Below are 24,848 nucleotides of genomic sequence, written 5' to 3' on the forward strand. Positions count from 1 at the left end.
TACGCGGCGCAAACCGACTCTAACGGGCGATCCCGTCAACGTTACGTTCGGATACCAGCCTGCCATGCGCCTCCCCTTTCTGGTCTGTCTTGCATCTCTCGGCTGGCTTGCCGGCATCCAAGGCGCGGGTGCGAGCGTTCCCGCCAAACTGGACGATCCGTACACCAACGAAGGCGAGACGCAAACCTTCACCGTCAACGCCGACGGCTCCTTCTCGAAGCTCGATTCGATGACGCTGCACGTGAATAACGAAGCCGGCGTCGCGCGGGTCGCGCAGCAATATGTCTGGTTCAATCGCAACATGGCGGACGTGCAGATCCTCGAGGCCTACACGATCACCGCCGACGGCGTGCGTCACGACGTGCAGCCCGAGCAGATTCGCAACGTCCAGGAGGCACGTTCGTTCGACGCGCCGATGTTCCAGGACATCCAGGAAAAGGTGATCGTGTTCCCCGCCGTCGAGCCGGGCGCGCGCGTGCATCTCACCTATCGCAAGACGCAGAAGCAGCCGATCGTGCCGGGCGAATTCAGCGACTTCACACCGCCCGATCTTGCACCGACGCACAACTTCCGTCTGATCTACGATCTGCCCGCCGACAAGCCGCTTTATGCCGACGCGCGTGGTTTCACCGCCGTGCAACCCGTGACGCGCGACGGCCGCACGCGTTACGAATATCGCTACGACAAGGCGCACTTCAGCCGGCTGGAACGCGGCTCGGTTGCCTACGTTTCGTATGGCGACCGGCTGATGGTGTCGACCTTCCCTGACTACGCCGCGTTCGCCGCAACCTACCGCGAATCGGCAGCGGACCCGAGCGCGCACGACGCGGCCGTCACGCGTCTCGCGCAACAGCTCACCGCGCACGACCGCACGCCGCGCGACAAGGCCAAAACGCTATACGACTGGGTGCGCCGCAACGTGCGCTACGTGGCGATCAACGTCGGACGCGGCGCCGTCGTGCCGCACAACGCGAGCGCGGTGCTCGCGAATCGCTATGGCGATTGCAAGGATCACGTGGCGCTGTACGGCGCGTTGCTCAACGCGGCGGGCGTGCGCAATGAGCCGGCCTTGATCAGCAGCGGCACGATCTACACGCTGCCGAGCGTGCCGGGCTACGGCGTCATCAATCACGTCATTACATGGCTGCCGGATTTGCAGCAATACGTTGACTCGACCGCCTCGAATGTCGAGTTCGGTTTTCTGCCGTCGTCCGATATGAACCGGCCGACCGTGCTGGTCGGCGAGGGCGTGCTGTCGCGCACGCCCGCCACCATGTTGATGACGCGCAGCACCGATCTGTCGATCAAAGTCGAACCGGATGGCTCCGCGAGCTTTACGTACCGGCTGGAAGCGGCCGGCGCTTCGGCTGAACAGGCGCGCTCGATGTTGCGCACGCAGACACCCGCGCAACGCGAGGAGTCGATTCAGGCCGAATTGCGCAGCGCCAACCTGCGTGGCACCGCGGCGCTCGCCACCAATGACCTCGGCGTCGCCGACGGCCCGCTCGTCATTACGATGAAAGGCACGCTGGAAAGTCTCGTGGTGCCGGGCGCGGCGGCGTCGATTCCAGCGTTGACGAGCCTGGCCGGCGGCCTCGCGGCGGATACGCGTTACTGGCTCGGCGAGCGCCGGCGCACGCAGCCGTTCGTCTGTCACAACCTGGCGTTGCACGAACGCGCGCGCATCGAGTTGCCCGCCAATTTCCGCGTGCTCGACATGCCGGAGGCGAAACGAACCCAGGATCGCTTCGTCGATTTCGAGTCGCAGTACACGTTCGATCCGCTCAGCAACGTCGTCACGATGACGCGCGACGGCACGACGCACTTCGATAGCGACGTCTGCACGCCCGACGACTTCGCGCAGATGCGTCCCGCAATCGAAGCAATCGGGCGCGACGTGCGAGCGGAGGTGATCGTCAGATCGACACTGATCGATTCGTCGAGCGTTGCTGCGCAGGCGCCGTGAGCGCCTGCTTCAGAGCGCACGCACTCAAACGGGCCAGAGCGGCCCTTCCTGCATCGCGCCAAGCTGCTCGCGCAACTCCAGGATGCGCTCTTCCCAGTAACGCTGCGTGTTGAACCACGGAAACGCCGCGGGGAAAGCCGGATCGTCCCAGCGACGCGCGAGCCACGCCTGATAATGAATCAGCCGCAGCGTGCGCAGCGCTTCGACCAGATAGAGTTCGCGCGGCTCGAAGTCGCAGAAGTCTTCGTAACCGGCAAGCAGATCCGCCAGCGCGCGCGACGCTTCAACGCGCTCGCCCGGCAGCAACAGCCACAAATCCTGCACCGCCGGTCCCATGCGGCTGTCGTCGAAATCCACGAAGTGCGGCCCCGCGTCAGTCCACAACACATTGCTCGGATGGCAGTCGCCATGCATGCGCAACATGCGGATGTCGCCAGCCCGTTCGAACGCGCGCTCCACGCCTTCAAGCGCGAGGTTCACCACGGTTTCCCACGCGGTGCGCACGTCGTCCGGCACGAAACGGTGCGCGAGCAGAAAGTCGCGCGGTTCATAGCCGAAAGTGTGGATGTCGAGCGTGGGACGTTCGGTGTAGTTCTGCGTCTGGCCGACCGCATGGATGCGGCCGATGAATCGCCCGAGCCATTCGAGCGTGTCGCGCCGGTCCAGATCCGGCGCGCGGCCGCCGCGACGCTCGAAGATGGAAAAGCGGAAGCCGTCGAACGTATGCAGCGTGCGGCCATCGAGAGCAAGCGCGGGCACAGCCGGAATCTCACGCGCGGCGAGATCGGCGACGAAAGCATGTTCTTCGAGGATAGCGGCGTCGCTCCAGCGCTCGGGACGGTAGAACTTCGCCACCACTGGCGGGCCATCTTCCACGCCCACCTGGTAGACGCGATTCTCGTAGCTGTTGAGCGGGAGCATGCGGCCGTCGGTGCGCACGCCGATTGTACTGAGCGCGCTGTCGAGCGCGTCGAGCACGATTTCCGGTCTGAGCCGGGCGAAAGGCACAGCGCTGTTCGCGCTGTCCTGTGGATCGAGGATGTCGTCGTTCATGCCCGCATTGTGCGCCGCGCCGCCGTCAAAGACGAGGGCGACGGCTCACAAGCGGAACGAATAGCGGAACGAACCGCGGCTTACAACTTGCACACGGCTCACACTCAAACTGCCTTCAATGCATCTGCGCGCTCGACGGTCGGACTTGCTCGCCCGTATCGATCAGGTCTTCAAGGAAAAAGGGTTCAGTATTCAGGTGCGGCGAAGCGCCGGGCTCGCCGGCATACCACGCCACCATGGCCATGTCGCCGAGAATGCGCATGACGATCCCGCGCGCGCCTTGCGGCACCGCGATATGCACCGATCGAACAATCGAACCGATTTGCATGATGTTTCCCCGTTTCTCCCATAGCCGGCTTTATGATTTCGCGCCGGTCAATGTGATGATAAAAGCGTCGCCCCGCCGATAACGTTGCGTACGCACCCAATCTGCTGCGCGTGATACGCGTGAAAGGTTCGAGTCATTGTTCCCGTTTTGCGGGGCCGAGGAAAGCGCGAACTCAGGGCTCTTCACCCCTTGTTTCGCCCTATTCCCATTACGGCGCGCTAGACCGATGATTCGGAGCGTAACGCGTCGCAACGAGACCATCATAAACCCTGGTGGGGTGAGATATCAAAAACGTGCACCAACTAGACCATTTGCTCAAGCGGACCGCCCCTGCGGCCTTTGCGCGCTGCGGCGGCGCGCGTCCCGCCGCTCACGGTCACCGCCTCTATGGCGCGGCCTTGCGCGGGTTTGAGCGGCCCGACTAGTCATGTGGATCGTTCGTCTCGCGCTGCGGCGCCCCTACACGTTCGTCGTCCTGGCCCTGCTATTGCTGATCGTCGGACCTTTGACGATCCTGCGCACGCCCACCGACATCTTCCCCAATATCGACATTCCGGTGCTCTCGGTGATCTGGTCGTATAACGGCCTGCCCGCGGACGAGATGGAAAAACGCATCGTGCTCAACTACGAGCGCGGGCTGTCGGTGGCGGTCAACGATATCGAACACACCGAGTCGACCTCGCTGAACGGCATCGCCGTCATCAAGATCTTTTTCCAGCCGCACGCGAATATCGACGAGGCGCTGGCCGAGGTCACCTCGCTGTCACAAACTCAGTTGCGCTCGCTGCCGCCCGGCATCACGCCGCCGTTCATCCTGCGCTACAACGCCTCGACCGTGCCGATCCTGCGGCTCGCATTATCGTCCGCATCGCTTACCGAGCAGGAACTGTTCGACTTCGGCAACAACTTCCTGAAGACGCAGCTCGCCACCGTGCCGGGCGCGTCCGCGCCGCTGCCGTACGGCGGCAAGCAGCGCCAGATCATGGTCGATATCGATTCGCGCAAATTGCAGGAGCGCAATCTTTCGCCGATGGACGTGGTCAACGCGGTGACCGCGCAAAATCTGATCCTACCCTCGGGCACCGCGAAAATCGGCTCGACCGAGTACTCGGTGGAAATGAACGGCAGTCCGGATTCGCTGGCGGGCCTAAACAATATCCCGATCAAGTCCACCGCCAACGGCACCGTTTATATTCGCGACGTCGCTCATGTGCGCGACGGTTTCCAGCCGCAAACCAATATCGTGCGTGTGAACGGCCAGCGTGCGTCGCTGCTGACCATCAACAAAAGCGGCAACACTTCCACGCTCGAAATCGTCGACCGCATCAAGAAGATGATGCCGGCGCTGCGCAACCTCGTGCCTGCCTCGCTGAATATCGACCCGGTCGCCGATCAGTCACTGTTCGTGCGCGCTTCGGTGCAAGGCGTGCTGCGCGAGGCGCTGATCGCGGCATGCCTGACCGGTCTGATGATTCTGCTGTTCCTCGGCAACTGGCGCGCCACGCTGATCATCGCCGTGTCGATTCCGCTGTCGATGATCACGTCGATCATCGCGCTCTCTATGCTTGGCGAAACCATCAACATCATGACGCTCGGCGGGCTCGCGCTCGCGGTCGGCATTCTGGTGGACGACGCGACCGTGGCGATCGAAAACATCAGCCATCAACTCGAGCAGGGCAAGACGCTGGAGCAGGCGATTCTCGACGGCGCGCATCAGATTGCGATTCCGACGCTGGTGTCCACGCTGTCCATCTGCATTGTGTTCGTGCCGATGTTTCTGCTGACGGGCGTCGCGCACTATCTGTTCATTCCGCTCGCCGAGGCGGTGGTGTTCGCGATGCTGGCCTCGTATTTTTTCTCGCGCACGCTCGTGCCGACGCTCGCGAAATACCTGCTGCGCTATCACCATAAGCCGGCGGACCTGCATCACACCCCGGCGCAAACGCGTAATCCGTTCATGCGCGTGCACTACGCATTCGAAGGCGGCTTCGCGCGTTTGCGCGAGCGCTATCGCGTGTTTCTCGAAGCGCGGGTCGCGCGGCCGGGCCTGTTCGTGACGCTGTTTCTGGTCTGCTGCGGAGCGTCGATGTTGCTGATGCCGTTTCTCGGCCGCGACTTTTTCCCGGCGGTCGATGCTGGCACCATCGCGCTGCATCTGCGCGCGAAAACCGGCATGCGGGTGGAGGAAACCGCCGTGGTGACCGATCGTGTCGATACGCGCATCCGTCAGTTGATACCACCGGGCGAGCTGCATTCGATCATCGACAACATCGGCTTGCCGGTCTCGGGCATCAACCTTTCGTACAGCAACACCGGCACGATCGGCACCTCGGATGCGGACGTGCTGATCACGCTCAATCCCGATCATCATCCGAGCGCCGGCTACGTGCGCGCGTTGCGGCGCACGCTGACCGACGAATTCCCCGGCGTGCAGTTCGCCTTCCTGCCCGCGGATATCGTCAGTCAGACGCTCAACTTCGGCATGCCGTCGCCGATCGATATTCAGATCGTTGGCCGTGACGTGGCCGGCAATCGCGTGTTCGCCGCGAAGTTGCTGAACCGGCTGCGCACGGTGCCCGGTCTCGTCGATGCCCGCATCCAGCAGCCCGCGGATTTGCCGCGCATCTTTATCGACGTGGACCGCACGCGTGCGCAGCAAGCCGGCTTTTCGCAACGCGACATCGCGAGCAATCTGCTGATCACGCTGTCGGGCAGCCAGCAAACCACGCCGACGTTCTGGCTCAATCCGCGCAACGGCGTGAGCTACAACGTGATCACGGAAGCGCCGCAGTACACGATCGACTCGCTGCAATCGCTCGCCAACATTCCGCTGAACGCGAATGGCCGCAGCAACATTCTCGGCTCGCTCGCCACCATGAGGCGCGAAGCGGGTAACGCGACACTCACGCACTACAACGCGCAGACCACCATCGATATTTTCGGCACCGCTGACGGCCGCGATCTGGGCGGCGTGTCCGACGACATCCGCAAGATCATCGACGACGCCAAGGCCAATCTGCCCAAAACCTCCACCATCGAAGTGCGCGGCCAGGTGCAGACCATGAACGATTCGTTCTCCGGCCTGTTCGCGGGTCTCGTGTTCGCGATTCTGCTGGTGTATCTGCTGATCGTGGTGAATTTCCAGTCGTGGCTCGATCCGTTCATCATCATCACCGCGTTGCCGGGCGCGCTCGCGGGCATCGTGTGGATGCTGTTTCTCACGCACACCACGCTGTCGATTCCCGCGCTCACGGGCGCGATCATGTGTATCGGCATTGCCACCGCCAACTCGATTCTCGTGATCAGCTTCGCGCGCGAGCAGTTGCTCGAACACGGCGACGCGACGCGCGCGGCGATCGAAGCGGGCTTCACGCGTTTTCGTCCGGTGCTGATGACGGCGCTCGCGATGGTGATCGGCATGGTGCCGATGGCGATCGGTCTCGGTGAAGGCGGCGAGCAGAATGCGCCGCTCGGGCGCGCGGTGATCGGCGGTCTGACAATCGGCACGCTGGCGACGCTGATTTTCGTGCCGGTGGTGTTTTCGATGATCTACCGCCGACTGGCGGCACGTCGCTTGCGCGCGGCTGAGCACGTGGTGGGGAAGCCGTAATGCAGAGCATCTTCGTCATCGTGCCGGCAGTGGCATGGAGCATAAGAGGCAGCCTGGACTGCCCACGCATCTCTACAGGGGAAGTTTAATGGAAGGACCACGTCCAGACCGTTCCGGCACCACGCACGATCCGGCCAAAGCGAAACGCGCACGCTGGATCGGCATCGCGGTCGCCGTGGCCGTCGTCGCGCTGGCGGCACAAGGCATCTGGTCGCGTCACGACGCGCACGCGGCGCTCGAACGCGATGCCGAGCATACGAGCCAGATGAGCGTCGAAGTGGTGCGGCCGCAGAAGTCGACGGCCGGACTCGATCTCGTGCTGCCCGGCAACGTGCAGGCTTTCCTCGATACGCCGATCTACGCGCGCACCAGTGGCTATCTGAAGAAGTGGTACGCCGACATTGGCGCGCATGTGAAGAACGGCCAGTTGCTGGCGGAAATCGACACACCCGAAGTGGACGATCAACTGCGCGCGGCCCGCGCCGATCTCGCGAACGCCAACGCCAACTATGCGCTTGCGAAAAGCACCGCCGACCGCTGGACCGACATGCTGAAAAGCAAATCGGTCTCGAAGCAGGAAACCGACGAAAAAATCGGCGACATGCTCGCGAAGAAAGCCACGCTCGACGCCGCGCGGTTCAACGTGGCGCGACTCGAGAAGACGCAGTCGTTTCAGAAAGTGTATGCGCCATTCGACGGCATCGTGACGGCGCGCAATGTGGACATCGGCGCGCTGATCGACCCAGGCAGTTCGGGCGGACCCGCGAAGGAGCTGTTTCACGTCGCGCAGGCGGACCGGTTGCGCGTTTATGTGAATGTGCCGCAAGCGTACGCGCAGCAGGTTCGCGCTCAGCAGACGGCGTTTCTGACGCTGACCGAAACGCCGTCGAAACATTATCCGGGCACGGTGGCGCGCACTGCGGGCGCCGTCGATCCGCAACAACGCACGATGCTGGCGGAGGTCGATGTCGACAACCGAAACGGCGACTTGCTGCCGGGCGCTTATGCGCAAGTGCACTTCGCTTTGGGCACCGGCGCGGCACCGTTCACGCTGCCCGGCAACGCGCTGCTGTTCCGCCCGGACGGCGTGAAAGTCGCGACTGTCGATGCACAACGCAAGGTGAAGCTATTGCCAGTGTCGCTAGGAACGGACTTCGGCACACGAGTGGCGATCGTGTCCGGCTTGCAGGGGGATGAGCAGGTGATCGTGAATCCGCAGGACTCGATCGTCGATGGCGCGCCGGTGCGGATCGTGCCCGCGAAAGCAGGTGCGGCGACGGGTGCGTCGTCATGAACACGCAAGGATCCCGTCGCCGTTTTGTCGCGCCGCCGCTGCGATATGTCTCGCTGCACGCGTCCGCTTTTGCATTAGCGAGCGTATGTGCGCTCACCGCATGCACGCTCGGCCCGGACTACGTGAAGCCGACGGCCACCACCGCCGCCACCTACAAAGAACTCGACGGCACCGGCTGGAAACCCGCCCGACCCGCCGACACGCTCACACGCGGCGCGTGGTGGAGCGTCTACGCTGACCCTTCGCTCGACGCACTCGAACAACAGGTCGCGAGCGCGAACCAGAACGTCCAGGCCGCGCAGGCACGCTTTCGCGCCGCTCGCGCCACGGTGGCGCAATATCGGTCGAGCTTCTTCCCGGTCGTCAGCGCGAATGGCGCCTATTCACGTGCGCGTTCTTCGGAGAATGTGCTGCACAAATCGACCGCCGGCCTCACGCTGAACGACTACCTCGTGCAAGCCGACGCATCGTGGGAGCCCGACCTGTGGGGCCGCGTGTCGCGCAGCGTCGAAGGCGCGAAAGCCGAAGCGCAGGCCAGCGCCGCCGATGCCCAAGCCATGCTCCTGTCGATGCAGGCCGAACTCGCCACCGACTACTTCGAGCTGCGCGGACTCGATCAGGAGCGTCAACTGCTCGACGACACGATCGGGGCCTACAAGCAAGCCCTCGATCTGACGCAGCACCGCTACACCGGCGGCATCGCCACGGATGCGGATGTCGCGCAGGCGCAGACGCAACTGAAGACCACCCAGGCGCAAGCACTCGATCTCGGCGTGCAGCGCGCGCAACTCGAACACGCGATCGCGATCCTGATCGGGCAGTCGCCTTCCACGTATTCACTGCCGGTTGCGCCGCTCGCCGCGGTGCCCGTCGTGGCAGCGGCAGGCGTGCCGTCCGCGTTGCTTGAACGCCGGCCGGACATCGCGGCGGCGGAACGGCACGTCGCCGACATGAACGCGCAGATCGGCGTGGCGACCGCGGCGTTTTTTCCGAACCTCATTCTGTCGGTGACGGGCGGCCTCGAAGCCACCAACTACAGCCAATGGCTGCTGGCGCCGAGCCGCCTGTGGTCGTTGGGGCCGACCTTGGCGGGCACGCTGCTCGACTTCGGCGGACGCGCGTCCGTGAAGGAGCAGGCTCGTGCGCATTACGACGAAAGCGTGGCGCAATACCGGCAGACGGTGTTGAGCGCTTTCGGCCAGGTTGAGGACAATCTCGCTGCGCTGCGCGTGCTCGAACAGGAAGCGACTGCGCAAGACGATGCGGTGGCCGCCGCGCAACGAGCGCTCGCGGTCGTATCGAATCGCTATAAGAACGGCGCAATCACCTATCTCGACGTGGTGGTCGCGCAAACCACCGCGCTTACCAACGAGCGCGACGCTGTCTCGATCGCGCGCCGGCGGATGGCCGCGAGCGTGGCGTTGATCAAGGCGCTGGGCGGCGGCTGGGACGCGTCCGCGCTGCCGACGGACGAACAGATCGTGCATCCGTCCGCACCCGCGAGCGATGCCGCGGCGCATGGGTAACCGCCGTTTTTCAACGGCGACGACGGGCGTCGGGCGCGCCGTCTGGTCGCGTCGCAGCGACGGCCCGCTGATCTGAGTGCCGATTCGCGCGGCTTTTTCAGCGTATCCTTAACTCTTTCGGCCTTCACATCCCTGAGGAGATTTTTCGTGACCCCGCCGCCGGACGCCCATCAGACTGCTGCTTCGGCTGCTCCTGCTTCTTCGATCGATTCCTCGCCCGTCTCTTCCAGCGCCTCTGCCGCGCCCAACCTTCCTTACCTCGAACGCGGCACGCGCGCGTACTGGCGCGCCAGCATCGCGCTATTGTTCGCCGGCTACGCGACGTTCTCGCTGCTCTATTGCGTACAGCCCTTGCTGCCATCGTTTTCGACGGCGTTCAACGTGACGCCGGCACAGAGCAGCCTGTCGCTCTCGTTCACCACGGCCGCGCTCGCGCTTGCCGTGTTCGTTGCCGGCTTCGTTTCGGAAGGCTGGAGCCGTCATAAGCTGATGACACTTTCGCTCACCGTTTCCGCGCTGCTCACTGTCGGCGTGTCGATCGCGCCGCAGTGGCATCAACTGCTCGTGCTGCGCACGCTCGAAGGTCTAGCGCTCGGTGGCGTGCCCGCCGTCGCGATGGCCTATCTCGCGGAAGAAGTGCATCCCGATGGGCTCGGCCTCGCGATGGGACTTTACGTCGGCGGCACGGCGATCGGCGGGATGGCGGGACGCGTGATCACGGGCGTAGTCGCGGACCTATTCTCGTGGCGCGTCGCGATCGGCACGATCGGCGTGCTCGGCATTCTGTCGATGCTCGCGTTCCGCGCGCTGCTGCCGCCGTCGCGTCACTTCGTGCCGCGGCGCGGCCTCGGCTTCACGCATCACCGCACCGCCCTGCTCAGGCAATTCACACGACCCGGACTGCCTCTGCTGTTTCTGCTCGGCTTCGTGCTGATGGGCAGCTTCGTCACGCTGTACAACTACATCGGCTACCGGTTGCTCGCGCCGCCGTATCAGTTGAATCAGACGGAAATCGGCGCGATCTTCGTCGTGTATCTGACGGGCGTAGTCGCATCGCCGTGGTCGGGCCGCATGGCCGATACGTTCGGCCGCGCCCGCGTGCTCATCGCCAGTTTGCTGTTGATGCTGCTCGGTCTCGCACTCACCCTGTTGCATCCGTTGGCGGCGATCGCGGCAGGCATTGCATGCGTGACGTTCGGCTTCTTCGCCGGACATTCCGTGGCGAGCGGCTGGGTCGGACGCCTCGCCAAGGATGCCAAAGGCCAGGCCGCCGCCCTCTATCTGCTTGCGTATTACATCGGCTCGAGCGTGGTCGGCTCGTACGGCGGTCACGTGTGGGCAGGTTTCGGATGGAACGGTGTCGCGGGGTTGGTGGGCGTGTTGCTCGTCATCGGCCTGGTCGCGGCGATGGGTTTGCGCGGGCGCGAGCAAGCTCGCATCTGAGGCTCGCGCTTCGACCCAGCGCGCATTGAATAGCGCCTAAAAGTAAGGACAACGTAAGCGAACGCTTAACGTTTTTTATCGTGATTGCTGCGTCGCGACAATCGCGGCGGCCCTTACGGCACCGGGTTCAGCGGCTTGCGAATAGGCGCTGCAGCGCCGCAAAGGGTCGCCATAGCGACCCGACTTGTCTCCTATACTCAAATCGAGCGTGGGCGGTGCATGACTCCATAAATCGAGCCGCCGCCTTCGCCGGAATATATAAGGAGACGAGAATGACGACCTACTTCACGATCGGCGATTTCATCCTGGTCATTCCGATGGCGTTGGCCGGGGCCTTGTTTGTCGGTGCACTTCCGTGCAAGACGGAATTCCGGCACAACGCGTTGCGCGTGCTTGGCGCGCTGATCGGCGTGATGTTCGCCGTGGTGCTGGTCGAAGGTTTGCCGGCGCTCGTCTAGAGAAAAGCCGCCCGACGGCGGCTTTTCTCTTGCTGCGGCGTGAATGGCCGAGACGTGGGGATCAGATCGCCTGATCCGTCGACGGCTTTTCCCACAGGTTGATGCCGCCTTCGGTCGCGTAGCGATCGATCTCGGCCAGTTCGTCCTTCGAGAACGCGAGATTCTTCAGCGCACCGACGTTCTCACGCACCTGCTCCGCACGGCTCGCGCCAATCAGCACGGACGTCACGCGCGGATCGCGCAGCGCCCACGCGAGCGCCATCTGCGCCAGGCTCTGTCCGCGGCGCTGCGCGATGTCGTTGAGCTTGCGCACGTGGTCGATATTCTGCGCGCTCAAGTGCTCCTGCTTTAACGAACCGCCGCCCGGCTTGTTGACGCGCGCGTCGTCCGGCACGCCGTTCAGGTACTTGCCGGTGAGCAGACCCTGAGCCAGCGGTGTGAACGCGATGGTGCCCGCGCCGACATTCTCCAGCGTATCCAGCAATCCGTGCTCGATCCAGCGATTGAGCATGTTGTACGCGGGCTGATGGATCAGCAGCGGCACCTTGTACTCGGCGAGCAGCTTCGCCATTTCGAGCGTTTTGGTTGCCGAGTAGGACGAGATCCCGATGTATAGCGCCTTGCCCTGCTGCACCGCGCTCGCCAGCGCACCCGCGGTTTCTTCGAGCGGCGTGTCGGCATCGAAACGATGCGAATAGAAAATATCGACGTAGTCGAGACCCATGCGCGCCAGGCTCTGATCGAGACTCGCGAGTACATATTTGCGCGAGCCGCCGCCTTGACCGTACGGACCCGGCCACATGTCCCAACCGGCCTTCGACGAAATCAGCAGTTCGTCGCGATACGGCTTGAAGTCGTCCTTGAAGAGTCGGCCGAAATTGGTTTCGGCGCTGCCGTACGGCGGCCCGTAGTTGTTGGCGAGGTCGAAGTGCGTGATGCCGAGGTCGAAGGCTGTGCGCAGGATGTCGCGCTGCGTGGAAATCGGCGTGGTGTCGCCGAAGTTGTGCCACAGACCGAGCGACAGCGCCGGCAGTTTGAGACCCGACTTACCGCAGACGCGGTACTGCATATCCGAATAGCGTTCTGAAGCTGCTTCGTAAGCCATTGCTAGTGTCCTTGATGGTGAAGGCGCCCGACATGTGCGGGCATGGGCAATTGCATGCTGCGGGAGGCGTGCTGCTTTGTTTTTGTAGGTGGGGGAATGCAGCCAGACCGCTATGGTAGCGAATCGACGTGATGCATGCAGACACCCAGTATGCGGGATGGACGATCGCCTGCGGCTCCCCTACACTTTGCCCGACTCAAGCTCAGGGGAGAGATAGATGACGAAGGCGATTTCCATCGCGTTGATTGTCGGCGGTATCGTGCTGCTGTATTTCGGCGGGCAGGCGTTCAATTCGGTGAGCAGCGACGTCTCGCGCGTCTTTACCGGTTCGCCGTCCAACAAGGCGATCATGCTGATCGTGGGCGGCGTCGTGGCTACGATCGCCGGCCTGACGGGAATGGCTTTGTCGGGGCGGCGGCGCTAACGGCGTGCGCGATGCGCGGCGAGGTGCTTCGGGCTCCGGGTATCTGGTCCCGAAGCGCCACCACGACAAGTCGGGAAAGCCTAAAACGCCACCTCGGGCTTCGCAGCCGAACGGGTTCCCGGCAACGGCACGTTGCTCGCGCCGTGATAGGTGTACACCAGCGAAAACTTCACTTGATCGCTGATGTTCTTGCCGGCTGAATGCAATGTATTGCAGTGGAAAAACACCACGTCGCCTGGCTTGAGTTCAGGCGACACCGCTGCGCGAATCCACTCCTGATTCTCTTCCAGATCGGAGCGGAAAAATTTGGCCTGATCGAACCGGTCGGAAGTGAACGTGGCGTTGTGGGACTTCGGCACTAGCCACAGCGCGCCGTTATCCACCGTCTCCGAGCCGACCGCCAGCCACACCGATACCAGATCGTCCCGCTCGAACGACCAATACCTTACGTCGCGATGCCAGCCGGTCAAGCTGCCATACGCCGGATGCTTGGTCATCATGCAGTTATGGTGCGCGCGTGACAGACGCGGCTCCTCGCCGAAATACAGTTCCATCCAGCCGCGAATCTCCGGCGCGGTCGCCCATTGCGCGAAACCCGGATGACGGCCATACGCATCCAGCAGCCGCCGCACCGTATGGCCGCCGGGCGCGTGTTTGGAGGTCGGCGCGCCGGGATACTGCAGATCCGCTTCGAACTCGATCGGCGCGGCCGCTTCCTGCAACTGACGCTGCGCAATCTGTCTGAATTCATCGCAACGCTCGGGCGACACCAATCCGGGCACCACGACAAAACCCTGCTCCCGCAACGTCTGAATCTGCTCTTTCTTGGAATGAAGTGACATGGTGTTCCGTTACTGTCGACAAGCCGATGCAAGATTGTAAAGCGGGCGCGATCCCAAGGTGTGCCGTTTCACCCGCGAGAAACCGCACCTTACGCACTACTTTCATGCGCCAGGCTCGATGTTGCGGCACTTCGAGGGGCAAGCACGCACGAAAATTGACCGCAAAGGGCGCGACCCCACTGTCGCAAATCGCGATCTACCCCGTAAAAACCCGTATTCGCAGGGTAAAAACGGACTTTATGACGTCACGAATCGCGTGTAACCTGCGCTGCATGTTGATCGTTATTTCCGCACTTCCGCGCCGCGTACAGGCCGCCGAGGCCGACTCCGCCGTACACCGTGCACTTTTCCGTCGAATTCCAGGCTTTCGCGCCGTCCTTCGCGACACCGCCATTGGCACATTTGGTGCTCATCTTGGCGCACATTCCGTCGCGCGACACGTTGCCTATTTGTGAAGCCATGCATACTCTCCTGAGCACCCGTCTTACCCGCGCCGCACTGAAAGCAGCGCGTCCCGCGCGCCGCCATGTCGTGCGCGCGCTGCGCCATCACGCCACCCGCACCCGCGCGCTCGGCGAACAATGGCGCGATGCCAGAGCCGTCGACGGCATTCGCACCTGGTTCAACACGTTCTTCTCCGCCTTGCGTGTGCAAGGCGGCTCGCGCCGTTTTTCGCTGCGCACACTGCTGCGCAAACCGACGCCGCTGCGCCTCACCGCGCCACGTGCCCCTGCCGCCGTGCCACAGAACACGAGCCGTCGTCCGCGTCGCATGTCGACGAATGGCAGCACCGGCTGGTTCGCGTTCGCGTTTGCGAGCCGTTAAGGCGATCACGGAACGCAGCGCGCTTCCGGACCGGCGCGGCTGCAATGGCTGCGCTGATGCAAGAACACTTCGCAGCCGTTGAAGCCGCCAGTCGACTGCGCAGCAAAGCAACCGAGGCAAAATGAAAAAACCCCGCCTGGCTCACGCCAGCGGGGTTTTTTTCTGAAACGGACGGCTCGCGCTTATTCGGCCAGCGCGGCGACCGGTTCCGTACCGGCGGCTTCGGCAAGCGCCAATGCCTTGTCCGTGGATTCCCACGTGAATTCCGGCTCTTCACGGCCGAAGTGACCGTAGGCCGCGCTCTTCTCGTAGATCGGGCGCAGCAGGTCGAGCATCTGAATGATGCCCTTCGGACGCAGGTCGAAATGCTCCTGCACCAGGCGTGTGATGGTCGCGTCCGACACGCGGCCCGTGCCGAACGTGTTCACCATCACCGAGGTCGGCTGGGCGACGCCGATCGCGTACGACACCTGAATCAGGCAGCGCGAAGCGAGGCCTGCGGCCACGATGTTCTTCGCGACATAACGGCCGGCATAAGCCGCCGAACGGTCGACCTTGGACGGATCCTTGCCCGAGAACGCGCCGCCGCCGTGCGGTGCGGCACCGCCGTATGTATCGACGATGATCTTGCGGCCGGTCAAACCGCAATCGCCTTGCGGACCGCCAATCACGAAACGACCCGTGGGGTTCACGAGGAACTTGATGTCGCCCTTGATGAGTTCGGCCGGCAGCGTCGGCTTGATGACTTCTTCGATCACGGCTTCGCGCAACGTGCCCAGATCGATATCCGGCGAATGCTGCGTGGACAGCACCACGGTGTCGATCGCATGCGGCTTGCCGTCGACATAACGCACGGTGACTTGCGACTTCGCGTCCGGACGCAGCCACGGCAGACGGCCGTCACGGCGCAGATTCGCCTGACGCTCCACCAGCCGGTGCGACAGGTGGATTGGCAGCGGCATCAGTTCCGGCGTTTCTTCACACGCGTAACCGAACATCAGGCCCTGGTCGCCCGCGCCTTGATCGAGGTTGTTGTCGTGCGCGCGGTCCACGCCTTGCGCGATGTCCGGCGATTGCTTGTCGTACGCGACGAGCACCGCGCAGCCGCGGTAGTCGATGCCGTAGTCGGTATTGTCGTAGCCGATGCGCTTGATCGTGTTGCGCGCGACCTGGATGTAATCGACGTTAGCGGTCGTGGTGATTTCACCCGCCAGCACGACGAGACCCGTATTGCACAGCGTTTCCGCGGCGACACGCGAGTATTTGTCCTGAGCGAGAATGGCGTCGAGAATGGCGTCCGAAATCTGATCCGCGACTTTGTCGGGATGGCCTTCGGAAACGGATTCGGAAGTGAAGAGATAGTCGTTTGCCACGTTGCAGACTCCTGTTGTGTGGTTACGGTTGAGTTTCACGTAGCCAGCTTCGGGAGCCTTGAAGCGGCGACGCTTTAGCGGATTACCTGACCAGGCGGCGCAAATCACGTGGATTGCAGCCACCGGCTTCGCCCCGCAAGTTGTCTATTAACTCGGCGAAGCCCTTATTATAGCGACTTCTTATGATTGTCACAGAGTGTCCAAGAGTGCGGTATTACGTCAACTTTTCCGCTTTTCTGAAGCCCGTCCTGTGCCGCGCCTTTTTTCAGGGGGCGGCATGCTGAGCCGCTATGGCGCCAAACTCGCGATCGCGCTGCTGAAACTGTTTGCACTGTTGCCTTATGGTCTCACCGCTCGCATTGGCGACGGACTCGGCTGGCTGCTCTATCAGATCCCGAGCCGGCGCAAACGCATTGTCCATATCAACCTGAAGTTGTGCTTTCCCGAGTGGAGCGACGAGCGTCGCGATGACGTCGCGCAGAAGCATTTCCGCCACGCGATTCGCAGCTACCTCGAGCGCAGCGTGCAGTGGTTCGGCTCGGCGAAGAAGCTCGAAAAGCTGATCCAGCTCGACAGCGCGATCGATCTGACGGACCCGGATCTGCCGCCCACGCTGTTTCTCGGCTTTCACTTCGTGGGTATCGAGGCCGGTTCGATCTTTCTCAACTATTCGCTCAAGCGCCAATGCGGCTCGCTCTATCAGCCGATGTCGAACCCGGAGCTGGAAGAAGTCGCCAAAGCGGCGCGCGCGCGTTTCGGCGCGGACATGGCGAGCCGCGCCGACAGCGCGCGCATCGTGCTGCGCTGGCTGCGCGAGCGCAAGCCGGTCATGCTCGGCGCCGACATGGACTACGGCGCGCGCAACTCCACCTTCGTGCCGTTCTTCGGCGTGCCGACCTGTACGCTGACCGCCGTGGGACGTCTCGCCAAGGTCGGCCACGCGCAGGTCGTGCCGTTCATCGGCGAGGTGCTGCCGAATTACAAAGGCTACCGTCTCAAGGTGTTCAAGCCGTGGGAGAACTATCCGACTGGCGACGACGACGCCGACGCCCGTCGCATGAACGCCTTTCTGGAAGAGCAGATTCCGTTGATGCCCGAGCAGTACTACTGGGTCCACAAGCGCTTCAAGACCCGGCCGCCGGGTCAACCGAGCGTGTATTGAGCGACCGCCTTCGCGGTGTGCGAAGCAAGCGTCCGAACATGGAAATAACGCGGCGTTCGGGTCCACCTGTGGGCGGGTCACTTACAATAGCGTGATGAAACTGAAATTCACCAAAATGCACGGTGCGGGCAACGACTTCGTTGTGCTCGACGGCTACACCCAACCGGTCAAGCTGACGCCGGCGCAGGTGCGCGCGCTCGCGGACCGGCATTTCGGCGTGGGCGCCGACCAATTGCTGCTGGTCGAGAAGCCCACGGTGGCCGGCGTCGATTTCAGGTATCGCATCTTCAATTGCGACGGCGGCGAGGTCGAGCATTGCGGCAACGGCGCGCGCTGCTTCGTCAAGTTCGTGCGCGACAGGGCCCTCACCGATCAACGCAGCGTGCGCGTGCAGGTGCAAAAGGGCACCATCACGCTGACCATGCAGGAAAACGGCGAAGTGCTGGTCGACATGGGCACGCCGGTGTTCGATCCGGAACGTGTGCCGTTCGCCACGAAAGGCCTGGAAGGCCGCCGCGAGAGCGCGGACACGCTCTGGCCGCTCGACGTGAACGGCACGACACGCTGGATTTCGGTGGTATCGATGGGCAATCCGCACGCCGTGCAAGTAGTCGACGACGTGGAAACGTTTCCCGTGCTGGTCGAAGGCCCGGTGATCGAACGGCATGCGCGTTTTCCGCAGCGGGTGAACGCGGGCTTCATGCAGATCGTCGGGCGTAGTGAGATCAAACTCCGCGTGTACGAACGCGGCGCCGGTGAAACGCTGGCGTGCGGAACGGGCGCCTGCGCGGCCGTCGCGGCCGGCATCCGGCGCGGGCTGCTGGACGCACCGGTGCTCGTGCACACACACGGCGGCAAACTGACTATCACGTGGGACGCCGCGCAAGCGGACCAGCCATTGCTGATGGCCGGCCCTGCCGCGACCGTCTTCGAAGGCGAAATCGAACTGGCCGACTCATCAGCCGACTCATCAGCCGATTCACAGGCCGCTTAAACTCATTGACCGATGCGCCGCCCCAAGGCGTCGCCCCGTAGTCCTCTAGCCGAAACCATGAACGATCGCGAAGTCGCCGAATACCTGCTCGCCAATCCTGAATTCTTCGCCGAACACGCGGAAATGCTCGCGACGATCCGCCTCGCGAACCCGCACGGCAAAGCCGCGGTGTCGCTGCAGGAACGGCAGATGGAAATGCTGCGCGACAAGAACAAGCACCTCGAACGCCGCCTCGCCGAACTCCTGCGCTACGGCCACGAGAACGACAGCATCGCGTCGAAATTCAACCGCTGGACCATTCGCGTGATGGCCGAGCGCGATCCGTATGCGCTGCCGCGCACGATCGCCACCGGTTTGCGCGACATCTTCGACGTGCCGCAAGCCGCGCTGCGCGTGTGGGATGTGGCCGAACCGTATGCCCAGGCCGACTTCGCGCGCCATGTCGGCGAAGAAGTGCGCATTTTCGCTAACAGCCTGACCACGCCGTATTGCGGCGCGAATACCGGCTTCGAGGCGGCGCAGTGGCTGGTGCCCTCCGTGGCCACCGTGAGCGACGAGGGCTCGGCCGGCCACGCCGCGCCCGAGCCGGCGCACGCAACCGAGTCGATCGCGCTGCTCGCGCTGCGCGATCCGGAAGGCAAGGAAGAAGCGCCGACCTTCGGCCTGCTGGTGATGGGTTCGGCAGACGCACGCCGCTTCCACGACGGCATGGCCACTGATTTTCTGACGCAGATCAGCGCGCTGGCCAGCGCGGCGCTGAGCCGTCTGCTGCCGCGCTGAGCGGCACTCAGCTCCGCGCCAGCCGCTCGAAAATCCACCGTGACCGCCGCCGACCCGATCGCCGCCTATCTGTCGAATCTCGAACACGAGCGGCGGCTCTCGGCGCATACGCTACGCGGCTACGCCCACGAACTGGAAGAACTCAGGCAGTTGGCCAAAGGCCGGCCGCTCGAAAGCCTCACAGCCGTGGACATTCGCGGCGCCGTTTCGCGTGCGCATGCCGGCGGCCTGACGGCGCGCTCGATTAGCCACCGGCTGTCGGCGTGGCGCGCGTTTTACCGCTGGTTCGCCGGACGCGTCGATCTGCCGGCCAATCCGGTCGCGACCGTGCGCGCGCCGAAGCAGGCGAAACCGCTGCCCAAAGCGCTATCCGTCGACGACGCCACGCGCCTGATGGAAAGTTCGCCCGTCGCATCGCCCGAAGGTTTGCGCGATCACGCCATGCTCGAACTGTTCTACTCGTCCGGCCTGCGACTCGCGGAACTGGTCGGGCTCGACGCCCGTTTCGCCGATGCCGACGGCTATCGCTCGGCCGGCTGGCTCAAGCTCGATTCCGCCGAAGTGGAAGTGCTCGGCAAGGGCAACCGGCGCCGCGTCGTGCCGGTCGGCAGCAAGGCGCTGGAAGCCTTGGGCGCCTGGCTCGCCGTCCGCGATCAGATGGTGAAGCTCGATCCGCATCCGCTGTTTCTCTCGGCGCGCGGCAATCGCCTGTCGCCGAACGTCGTGCGCGAGCGTGTGAAGCGCGCGGCGTTGGTCGCCGGCATTCCCGCCAATGTGCATCCGCACGTGCTGCGGCATTCGTTCGCCACGCACGTGCTGCAGTCGAGCGGCGATCTGCGCGCCGTGCAGGAGTTGCTCGGCCACGCGAGCATTACCGCGACACAGGTCTACACCGCGCTCGATTTCCAGCATCTCGCGCACGTCTACGATCAGGCGCATCCGCGCGCCAAAAAACGCGACTGATTCCGCGGTTCGATTCGCGGCGTACGGTCTCCGCCTTCGCCTTACCTGCTGCGTGCGCCGTGCCGCGCGGCCCATTGCTCTCTCTGACACCCTGATGAATACCGTTACGCTCAAACCGTCGAAAGAAAAATCGCTGCTGCGCCGCCATCCGTGGGTTTATGCCAACGCGATCGACCGGATCGACGGCAATCCCGCGCCCGGCGCCACCGTGCTGGTGCGCACGCACGGCGGCCGTTTCCTCGCGCGCGCGGCCTACAGCCCGCATTCGCAGATCCGCGCCCGCGTGTGGAGCTTCGACGAAAGCGAGCCGATCGATCACGCGTTCTTCAAGCGCCGCGTGCAGCGCGCGCTCGCGCACCGTCAGACGATGGTCCGCGACACCGGCGCGGTGCGGCTGATTTTTGGCGAAGCGGACGGGCTGCCGGGCTTGATCGTCGATCACTACATCGCCGAGGACGAAGGTCGGCGCAGCCAACTCGTTTGCCAGTTCATGGCGGCGGGCGTCGAGGCGTGGAAGGAAGCGATCGTTGCGGCGCTAACCGGCGCGACCGGCTGCCCGAACGTCTACGAACGCTCGGACGTGTCAATTCGTCAGAAGGAAGGACTTGAGCAGGTCACCGGCGTGCTGGCGGGCGAAGCGCCGTCGCAAGCGTTGATCGCGAGCGAAAACGGCGTGCGCTATCACGTCGACGTGCGCAACGGCCACAAGACCGGTTTCTACGTCGATCAACGCGACAACCGCCTACTCGTGCAACAGCTCGCGCAGGATCGCGAGGTGCTGAACTGCTTCTGTTACACCGGCGGCTTCTCGCTGGCGGCGCTGAAAGGCGGCGCCAAACGCGTGGTGTCGATCGATTCGTCGGGCGACGCACTGGCGATCGCCCAACAGAACGTCGCAGCCAACGGCTTCGACGCCGAGCGCGCCACCTGGCTCGACGCCGACGCGTTCAAAACGCTCCGCCGCCTTCACGACGAAGGCGAGCGCTTCGACCTGATCGTGCTCGATCCGCCGAAATTCGCGCCGTCACGTGAGCATGTGGACCGTGCGGCGCGCGCTTACAAGGATATCAACCTGACCGGCCTGAAGCTGCTGCGCCCGGGCGGCCTGCTCTTCACCTATTCGTGCTCCGGCGCGATCGACGCCGAGCTTTTCCAGAAGATCGTGTCCGGCGCGGCCGCCGACGCGCGCGTGGACGCTCGCATTCTTAAGCGGCTCGGCGCCGGGGTGGATCACCCATTGCTCACTGCATTCCCCGAAGGCGAATACCTGAAGGGCCTGCTGTTGCAAATCGCCTGATCGCCCATAGTTTCAGGAATGTTTCCGGCGCCGGACGCCTGGGCGAAAGCGGACGCGAACCAGGGTCCGCCAGCGTCGCCTCGACAGATATGTTTCAATAACCGCCTGGACAGGGCAGCGCGCCATCCGGCTGCGCGCCCGGCACACGCATTCGCTTATTCACCCGATTACGCACCGTTACACGACCATACAGGCGACCCACATGATCCCAGTCACCATCCTGACCGGCTTTCTCGGCAGCGGCAAAACCACCCTGCTCAAGCGCATCCTGAATGAAAAGCACGGCATGAAGATCGCCGTGATCGAGAACGAGTTCGGCGAAGAAAACATCGACAACGAAATCCTTGTGCAGGACACGAGCGAGCAGATCATCCAGATGAGCAACGGCTGCATTTGCTGCACGATTCGCGGCGACCTGTCGCGCGTGCTGGGCGATCTCGCGGCGCAGAAGCAATCAGGCAAGCTGGATTTCGACCGCGTCGTGATCGAAACCACCGGCCTCGCCAATCCGGGCCCGGTTGCGCAGACGTTCTTCATGGACGACCAGATCGCCAATGAATTCCTGCTGGACGCGATCATCACCCTGGTCGACGCGAAGCACGCGAACCACCAGTTGGACGAACACGAAGTCGTGCAGCGCCAGGTCGGTTTCGCCGACCGCCTGTTCATCACGAAGTCGGATCTGGTCGATGAAAACCAGTTGGCCGATCTCCGCCACCGCCTGCTGCATATGAACCCGCGCGCGGCCATCAAGGTGGTCAATTTCGGCGAAGCGGACATCAAGGAAATCTTCGACCTGCGCGGGTTCAACCTGAATTCGAAGCTCGAGATCGATCCGGACTTCCTCGTGGAAGACGAGCATGCGCACAGCCACGCTCACGCGCATGACGAGCACGGCCACACCCATGACGATCACGCCAACTGCGATCACGACCACGGCAAATGCGATCACGAAGGCCACGATCACGCGCATCACCACCATGCGCACCATGACGACAAGATCAAATCATTCGTCTACCGCAGCGACCGGCCGTTCGATCCGAACAAGCTGGAAGACTTCCTCGGCGGCATTCTGCAGATTTATGGCGAGCGCCTGCTGCGCTACAAGGGCGTGCTCTATATGAAGGGCGTCGACCGCAAGGTGGTGTTCCAGGGTGTGCATCAGATGATGGGCAGCGATCTGGCCGCCAAATGGCAGCCCATTGAGAAGAAGACCAACAAGATGGTGTTTATCGGCATCGAACTGCCGCAAGACCTGATCACCGACGGACTGGACGCCTGCCTCGCCTAAGAAATGCGAAGCCCCGGCTTGCCGGGGGCTTGCCATTTATTCAGAGCAGTGCGACGCGGCACGCGCCGTGCTAATGCCTGAATGTAATAGGCGCAAAGCGCGCGCCGGCCAAATCATCTGCTGAATCCGCCTTAAACGGCGGCCGAAAGCTCACTGAAAAGTCGCGCGTATGAAAAGCGCGTGAAAACCCTGCTGTATTAAAGCGTGCACGACCATCGCTTTTTGGTCGTGCGCGCGTTATATTTTCGGGATATCGGGGTGCCGTACGGGGATTTTCACCACTTGCGGCGCTAGATTGTGGTTCAGTTACAATACGTGCCCACTGGAGAATGACAACGAATTGCCCGGTCAGCGCGTATCCCGCGACGGGCCTGAAAGGCGCCGGAAAATCTTATCCGGACGATACGCCGACAATGCCGGCTGGCAGCGCCTGAAAAGGCGCGCTGTCGGCAAGCAATGCCTCAGGAGCATTTGAGAATCGGTTTCCAGAGGAGTTCGGCCCCGCATTAGCGTTGCGACGCCCGGCGTGTGGGCGCCAGGCGCTTCGGCGTCACGACAGTCCACCGTCCGTGCCCGCCTTGGCGCTCAGCGTCTTCGAGGCGCATTTGCGGGCAATACGAAAGTGCGGGCACTATGTAAGAGTTTTGCCTCACATTGAAGAAGTAAGCCAGATGACGACGAAACGACTCTTGACCGAAGCCGAAATCCTGAAGATGAGCGACAAGGATTACATGAATGAGGATCAGCTCGCCTTCTTCAAGAACAAGCTCGAACAACTGCAGGCGGATATTCTCCGCAATGCCGGCCAGACGACCGAGAACCTGCGCGAAACGGTCATCGTGCCGGACCCGGCCGACCGCGCAACGATCGAGGAAGAGCATGCGCTCGAACTGCGCACGCGCGACCGCGAGCGCAAGCTGCTGAAGAAGGTGCAGCAATCCATCGCGCGCATCGACTCGGGCGACTACGGCTGGTGCGAAGAAACCGGTGAGCCGATCGGCATCCCGCGTCTGCTCGCACGGCCCACGGCCACCCTGTCGCTCGAAGCGCAGGAGCGCCGCGAACTGCGCCAGAAGCTGTTCGGCGACTGAACGCTTGTGGCGCGGCTTCGGCTCCGCGCCCTGAAACGCTGCTTCGTCGAGAGGCGCACGGTGAGCCGTGCGCCTTTTTCTTTTGTGTGACGCATATCTGAGGCATTGCCGTGGTGGAGACGGTTTCGACCTTGCCTCGACACCTCCATATCGGCGTAACCGCCGCGTTCGCCTCCGAACTCATCTGTATTTGTCCTATGCCATTTGCCGCGTCGTGACCGGGATTCAGGCTATCCCAGCCCCGCGCCGCATGATGCCGCGCGGACCCGCACGCCGCACCAATTCACGTGTTTTTTGTCTTATGCCATTTGCCGGCTCTTGATATGACCGCGCACGCCCTAAAATAAATCGGACATGCGCTGCACGAGCGCGCGCCGGCCGGTTGGTTTGTTAGCGTCGCGCGCCGTCCGCTTTCAGGATTCATGCGGTAGCGCAATGCGCTGCCGTGTCCTACCCGTTTTGCAAAGAGGAACGCATATGGAGCAATTTCACGGCACGACGATCGTCTCCGTGCGCCGCGGCGACAAAGTCGCGCTCGGCGGCGACGGCCAGGTGACGCTAGGCAACATCGTCATGAAAGGCGGTGCGAAGAAAGTCCGGCGCATCTATAACGGCAAGGTGCTGGTCGGCTTCGCCGGCGGCACGGCCGACGCCTTCTCGCTGCTCGACCGCTTCGAAGCGAAGCTGGAAAAACATCAGGGCAATCTCACGCGCGCCGCCGTCGAACTCGCCAAAGACTGGCGCACCGACCGCATGCTGCGCCGTCTCGAAGCCATGCTGATCACCGCGGACGCCACGACCACGCTCGTCATCACCGGCAACGGCGACGTGCTCGATCCGGAAGGCGGCATCTGCGCGATCGGTTCCGGCGGCGCTTATGCGCAAGCCGCCGCGACCGCGCTCGCTCACAACACTGACCTGTCGCCCCGTGAAATCGTGGAGAAGTCGCTGGAGATTGCCGGCGACATGTGCATCTACACGAACCATAACCGCGTTATCGAGACGATCGAGTAAGGACCCACG

General features: G+C 63.2%; 22 protein-coding genes. 16 read left to right on the forward strand and 6 right to left on the reverse strand.

Features of this window, described 5'->3' with window-relative positions; all coding sequences use genetic code 11:
* Positions 1 to 64 precede the first annotated feature (64 nt).
* Positions 65 to 1,966 carry a DUF3857 domain-containing protein gene (locus tag B0G82_RS05315; protein ID WP_121306857.1) on the forward strand — a complete coding sequence of 634 codons (1,902 nt, stop codon included), beginning with the start codon at positions 65 to 67 and terminating at the stop codon, positions 1,964 to 1,966.
* A gap of 24 nt (positions 1,967 to 1,990) precedes the next feature.
* Here B0G82_RS05315 and B0G82_RS05320 read toward each other — a convergent pair whose 3' ends face one another.
* The gene (locus B0G82_RS05320) at positions 1,991 to 3,019 is read right to left on the reverse strand and encodes a serine/threonine protein kinase (RefSeq protein WP_121306858.1); all 1,029 of its coding nucleotides are present in this window, start codon (positions 3,017 to 3,019) and stop codon (positions 1,991 to 1,993) included.
* Positions 3,020 to 3,134: 115 nt separating this feature from the next.
* The gene (locus B0G82_RS05325; RefSeq protein WP_042327325.1) at positions 3,135 to 3,347 is read right to left on the reverse strand and encodes a hypothetical protein; all 213 of its coding nucleotides are present in this window, start codon (positions 3,345 to 3,347) and stop codon (positions 3,135 to 3,137) included.
* 427 nt (positions 3,348 to 3,774) lie between these two features.
* On the opposite strand from B0G82_RS05325, the gene B0G82_RS05330 reads away from it, so the two are divergent.
* The 5 genes from B0G82_RS05330 to B0G82_RS05350 all read left to right on the forward strand — a co-directional run bounded on the left by B0G82_RS05330 (position 3,775) and on the right by B0G82_RS05350 (position 11,678).
* Positions 3,775 to 6,957, forward strand: a complete 3,183-nt coding sequence (locus B0G82_RS05330) for an efflux RND transporter permease subunit (protein ID WP_121306859.1) — start codon at positions 3,775 to 3,777, stop codon at positions 6,955 to 6,957.
* 88 nt (positions 6,958 to 7,045) lie between these two features.
* Positions 7,046 to 8,251, forward strand: a complete 1,206-nt coding sequence (locus tag B0G82_RS05335; RefSeq protein ID WP_121306860.1) for an efflux RND transporter periplasmic adaptor subunit — start codon at positions 7,046 to 7,048, stop codon at positions 8,249 to 8,251.
* Complete coding sequence (locus tag B0G82_RS05340) at positions 8,248 to 9,777, forward strand: efflux transporter outer membrane subunit (RefSeq protein WP_121306861.1); 1,530 nt, start codon at positions 8,248 to 8,250, stop codon at positions 9,775 to 9,777. Before B0G82_RS05335 ends, B0G82_RS05340 begins: the two co-directional genes overlap by 4 nt.
* A 204-nt stretch (positions 9,778 to 9,981) precedes the next feature.
* On the forward strand, positions 9,982 to 11,220 hold the full coding sequence (locus tag B0G82_RS05345) for an MFS transporter (protein ID WP_199730122.1): 1,239 nt from the start codon (positions 9,982 to 9,984) through the stop codon (positions 11,218 to 11,220).
* Positions 11,221 to 11,492: 272 nt separating this feature from the next.
* Complete coding sequence (locus B0G82_RS05350; protein ID WP_012431424.1) at positions 11,493 to 11,678, forward strand: hypothetical protein; 186 nt, start codon at positions 11,493 to 11,495, stop codon at positions 11,676 to 11,678.
* A 61-nt stretch (positions 11,679 to 11,739) separates the two neighbouring features.
* Here the strand turns inward: B0G82_RS05350 and mgrA are convergent, their stop codons facing one another.
* Positions 11,740 to 12,783, reverse strand: a complete 1,044-nt coding sequence (gene mgrA / locus B0G82_RS05355) for an L-glyceraldehyde 3-phosphate reductase (protein ID WP_121306863.1) — start codon at positions 12,781 to 12,783, stop codon at positions 11,740 to 11,742.
* Between the two features lie 217 nt (positions 12,784 to 13,000).
* On the opposite strand from mgrA, the gene B0G82_RS05360 reads away from it, so the two are divergent.
* Positions 13,001 to 13,207: a DUF3185 family protein gene (locus tag B0G82_RS05360; RefSeq protein WP_116118683.1), complete on the forward strand. Its 207-nt coding sequence runs from the start codon at positions 13,001 to 13,003 to the stop codon at positions 13,205 to 13,207.
* 80 nt (positions 13,208 to 13,287) lie between these two features.
* Here the strand turns inward: B0G82_RS05360 and B0G82_RS05365 are convergent, their stop codons facing one another.
* Both B0G82_RS05365 and B0G82_RS05370 read right to left on the reverse strand, forming a co-directional pair.
* On the reverse strand, positions 13,288 to 14,049 hold the full coding sequence (locus B0G82_RS05365) for a phytanoyl-CoA dioxygenase family protein (protein WP_121306864.1): 762 nt from the start codon (positions 14,047 to 14,049) through the stop codon (positions 13,288 to 13,290).
* 245 nt (positions 14,050 to 14,294) lie between these two features.
* The gene (locus B0G82_RS05370) at positions 14,295 to 14,510 is read right to left on the reverse strand and encodes a hypothetical protein (RefSeq protein WP_121306865.1); all 216 of its coding nucleotides are present in this window, start codon (positions 14,508 to 14,510) and stop codon (positions 14,295 to 14,297) included.
* Between B0G82_RS05370 and B0G82_RS05375 the strand changes: the two genes are divergently transcribed.
* Positions 14,509 to 14,874: a hypothetical protein gene (locus tag B0G82_RS05375; RefSeq protein WP_116143324.1), complete on the forward strand. Its 366-nt coding sequence runs from the start codon at positions 14,509 to 14,511 to the stop codon at positions 14,872 to 14,874. The genes B0G82_RS05370 and B0G82_RS05375 overlap by 2 nt on opposite strands.
* Before the next feature lie 182 nt (positions 14,875 to 15,056).
* On the opposite strand, the gene metK is transcribed toward B0G82_RS05375, so the two are convergent.
* On the reverse strand, positions 15,057 to 16,247 hold the full coding sequence (metK, locus tag B0G82_RS05380) for a methionine adenosyltransferase (RefSeq protein ID WP_012431419.1): 1,191 nt from the start codon (positions 16,245 to 16,247) through the stop codon (positions 15,057 to 15,059).
* Between the two features lie 277 nt (positions 16,248 to 16,524).
* On the opposite strand from metK, the gene B0G82_RS05385 reads away from it, so the two are divergent.
* The 8 genes from B0G82_RS05385 (at position 16,525) to hslV (ending at position 24,839) form a co-directional block, all read left to right on the forward strand.
* Positions 16,525 to 17,409 carry a lipid A biosynthesis lauroyl acyltransferase gene (locus B0G82_RS05385; RefSeq protein ID WP_121306866.1) on the forward strand — a complete coding sequence of 295 codons (885 nt, stop codon included), beginning with the start codon at positions 16,525 to 16,527 and terminating at the stop codon, positions 17,407 to 17,409.
* Between the two features lie 94 nt (positions 17,410 to 17,503).
* A complete protein-coding gene (gene dapF, locus B0G82_RS05390; protein WP_121306867.1) occupies positions 17,504 to 18,403 on the forward strand; it encodes a diaminopimelate epimerase in 900 nt (299 codons plus the stop codon).
* A gap of 57 nt (positions 18,404 to 18,460) precedes the next feature.
* The gene (locus B0G82_RS05395; RefSeq protein WP_121306868.1) at positions 18,461 to 19,183 is read left to right on the forward strand and encodes a DUF484 family protein; all 723 of its coding nucleotides are present in this window, start codon (positions 18,461 to 18,463) and stop codon (positions 19,181 to 19,183) included.
* 39 nt (positions 19,184 to 19,222) lie between these two features.
* The gene (xerC, locus tag B0G82_RS05400; protein WP_121306869.1) at positions 19,223 to 20,146 is read left to right on the forward strand and encodes a tyrosine recombinase XerC; all 924 of its coding nucleotides are present in this window, start codon (positions 19,223 to 19,225) and stop codon (positions 20,144 to 20,146) included.
* 94 nt (positions 20,147 to 20,240) lie between these two features.
* Positions 20,241 to 21,443: a class I SAM-dependent rRNA methyltransferase gene (locus B0G82_RS05405; RefSeq protein ID WP_121306870.1), complete on the forward strand. Its 1,203-nt coding sequence runs from the start codon at positions 20,241 to 20,243 to the stop codon at positions 21,441 to 21,443.
* Between the two features lie 202 nt (positions 21,444 to 21,645).
* Positions 21,646 to 22,734, forward strand: a complete 1,089-nt coding sequence (locus B0G82_RS05410; protein WP_121306871.1) for a GTP-binding protein — start codon at positions 21,646 to 21,648, stop codon at positions 22,732 to 22,734.
* 671 nt (positions 22,735 to 23,405) lie between these two features.
* Positions 23,406 to 23,825, forward strand: coding sequence for an RNA polymerase-binding protein DksA (gene dksA, locus B0G82_RS05415; protein ID WP_012431412.1), 420 nt, complete (start codon positions 23,406 to 23,408; stop codon positions 23,823 to 23,825).
* A 477-nt stretch (positions 23,826 to 24,302) separates the two neighbouring features.
* A complete protein-coding gene (gene hslV / locus B0G82_RS05420; RefSeq protein ID WP_106283934.1) occupies positions 24,303 to 24,839 on the forward strand; it encodes an ATP-dependent protease subunit HslV in 537 nt (178 codons plus the stop codon).
* The last annotated feature ends 9 nt before the right edge of the window (positions 24,840 to 24,848 follow it).

This window comes from Paraburkholderia sp. BL17N1 (assembly GCF_003634175.1).
GTDB lineage: Bacteria > Pseudomonadota > Gammaproteobacteria > Burkholderiales > Burkholderiaceae > Paraburkholderia.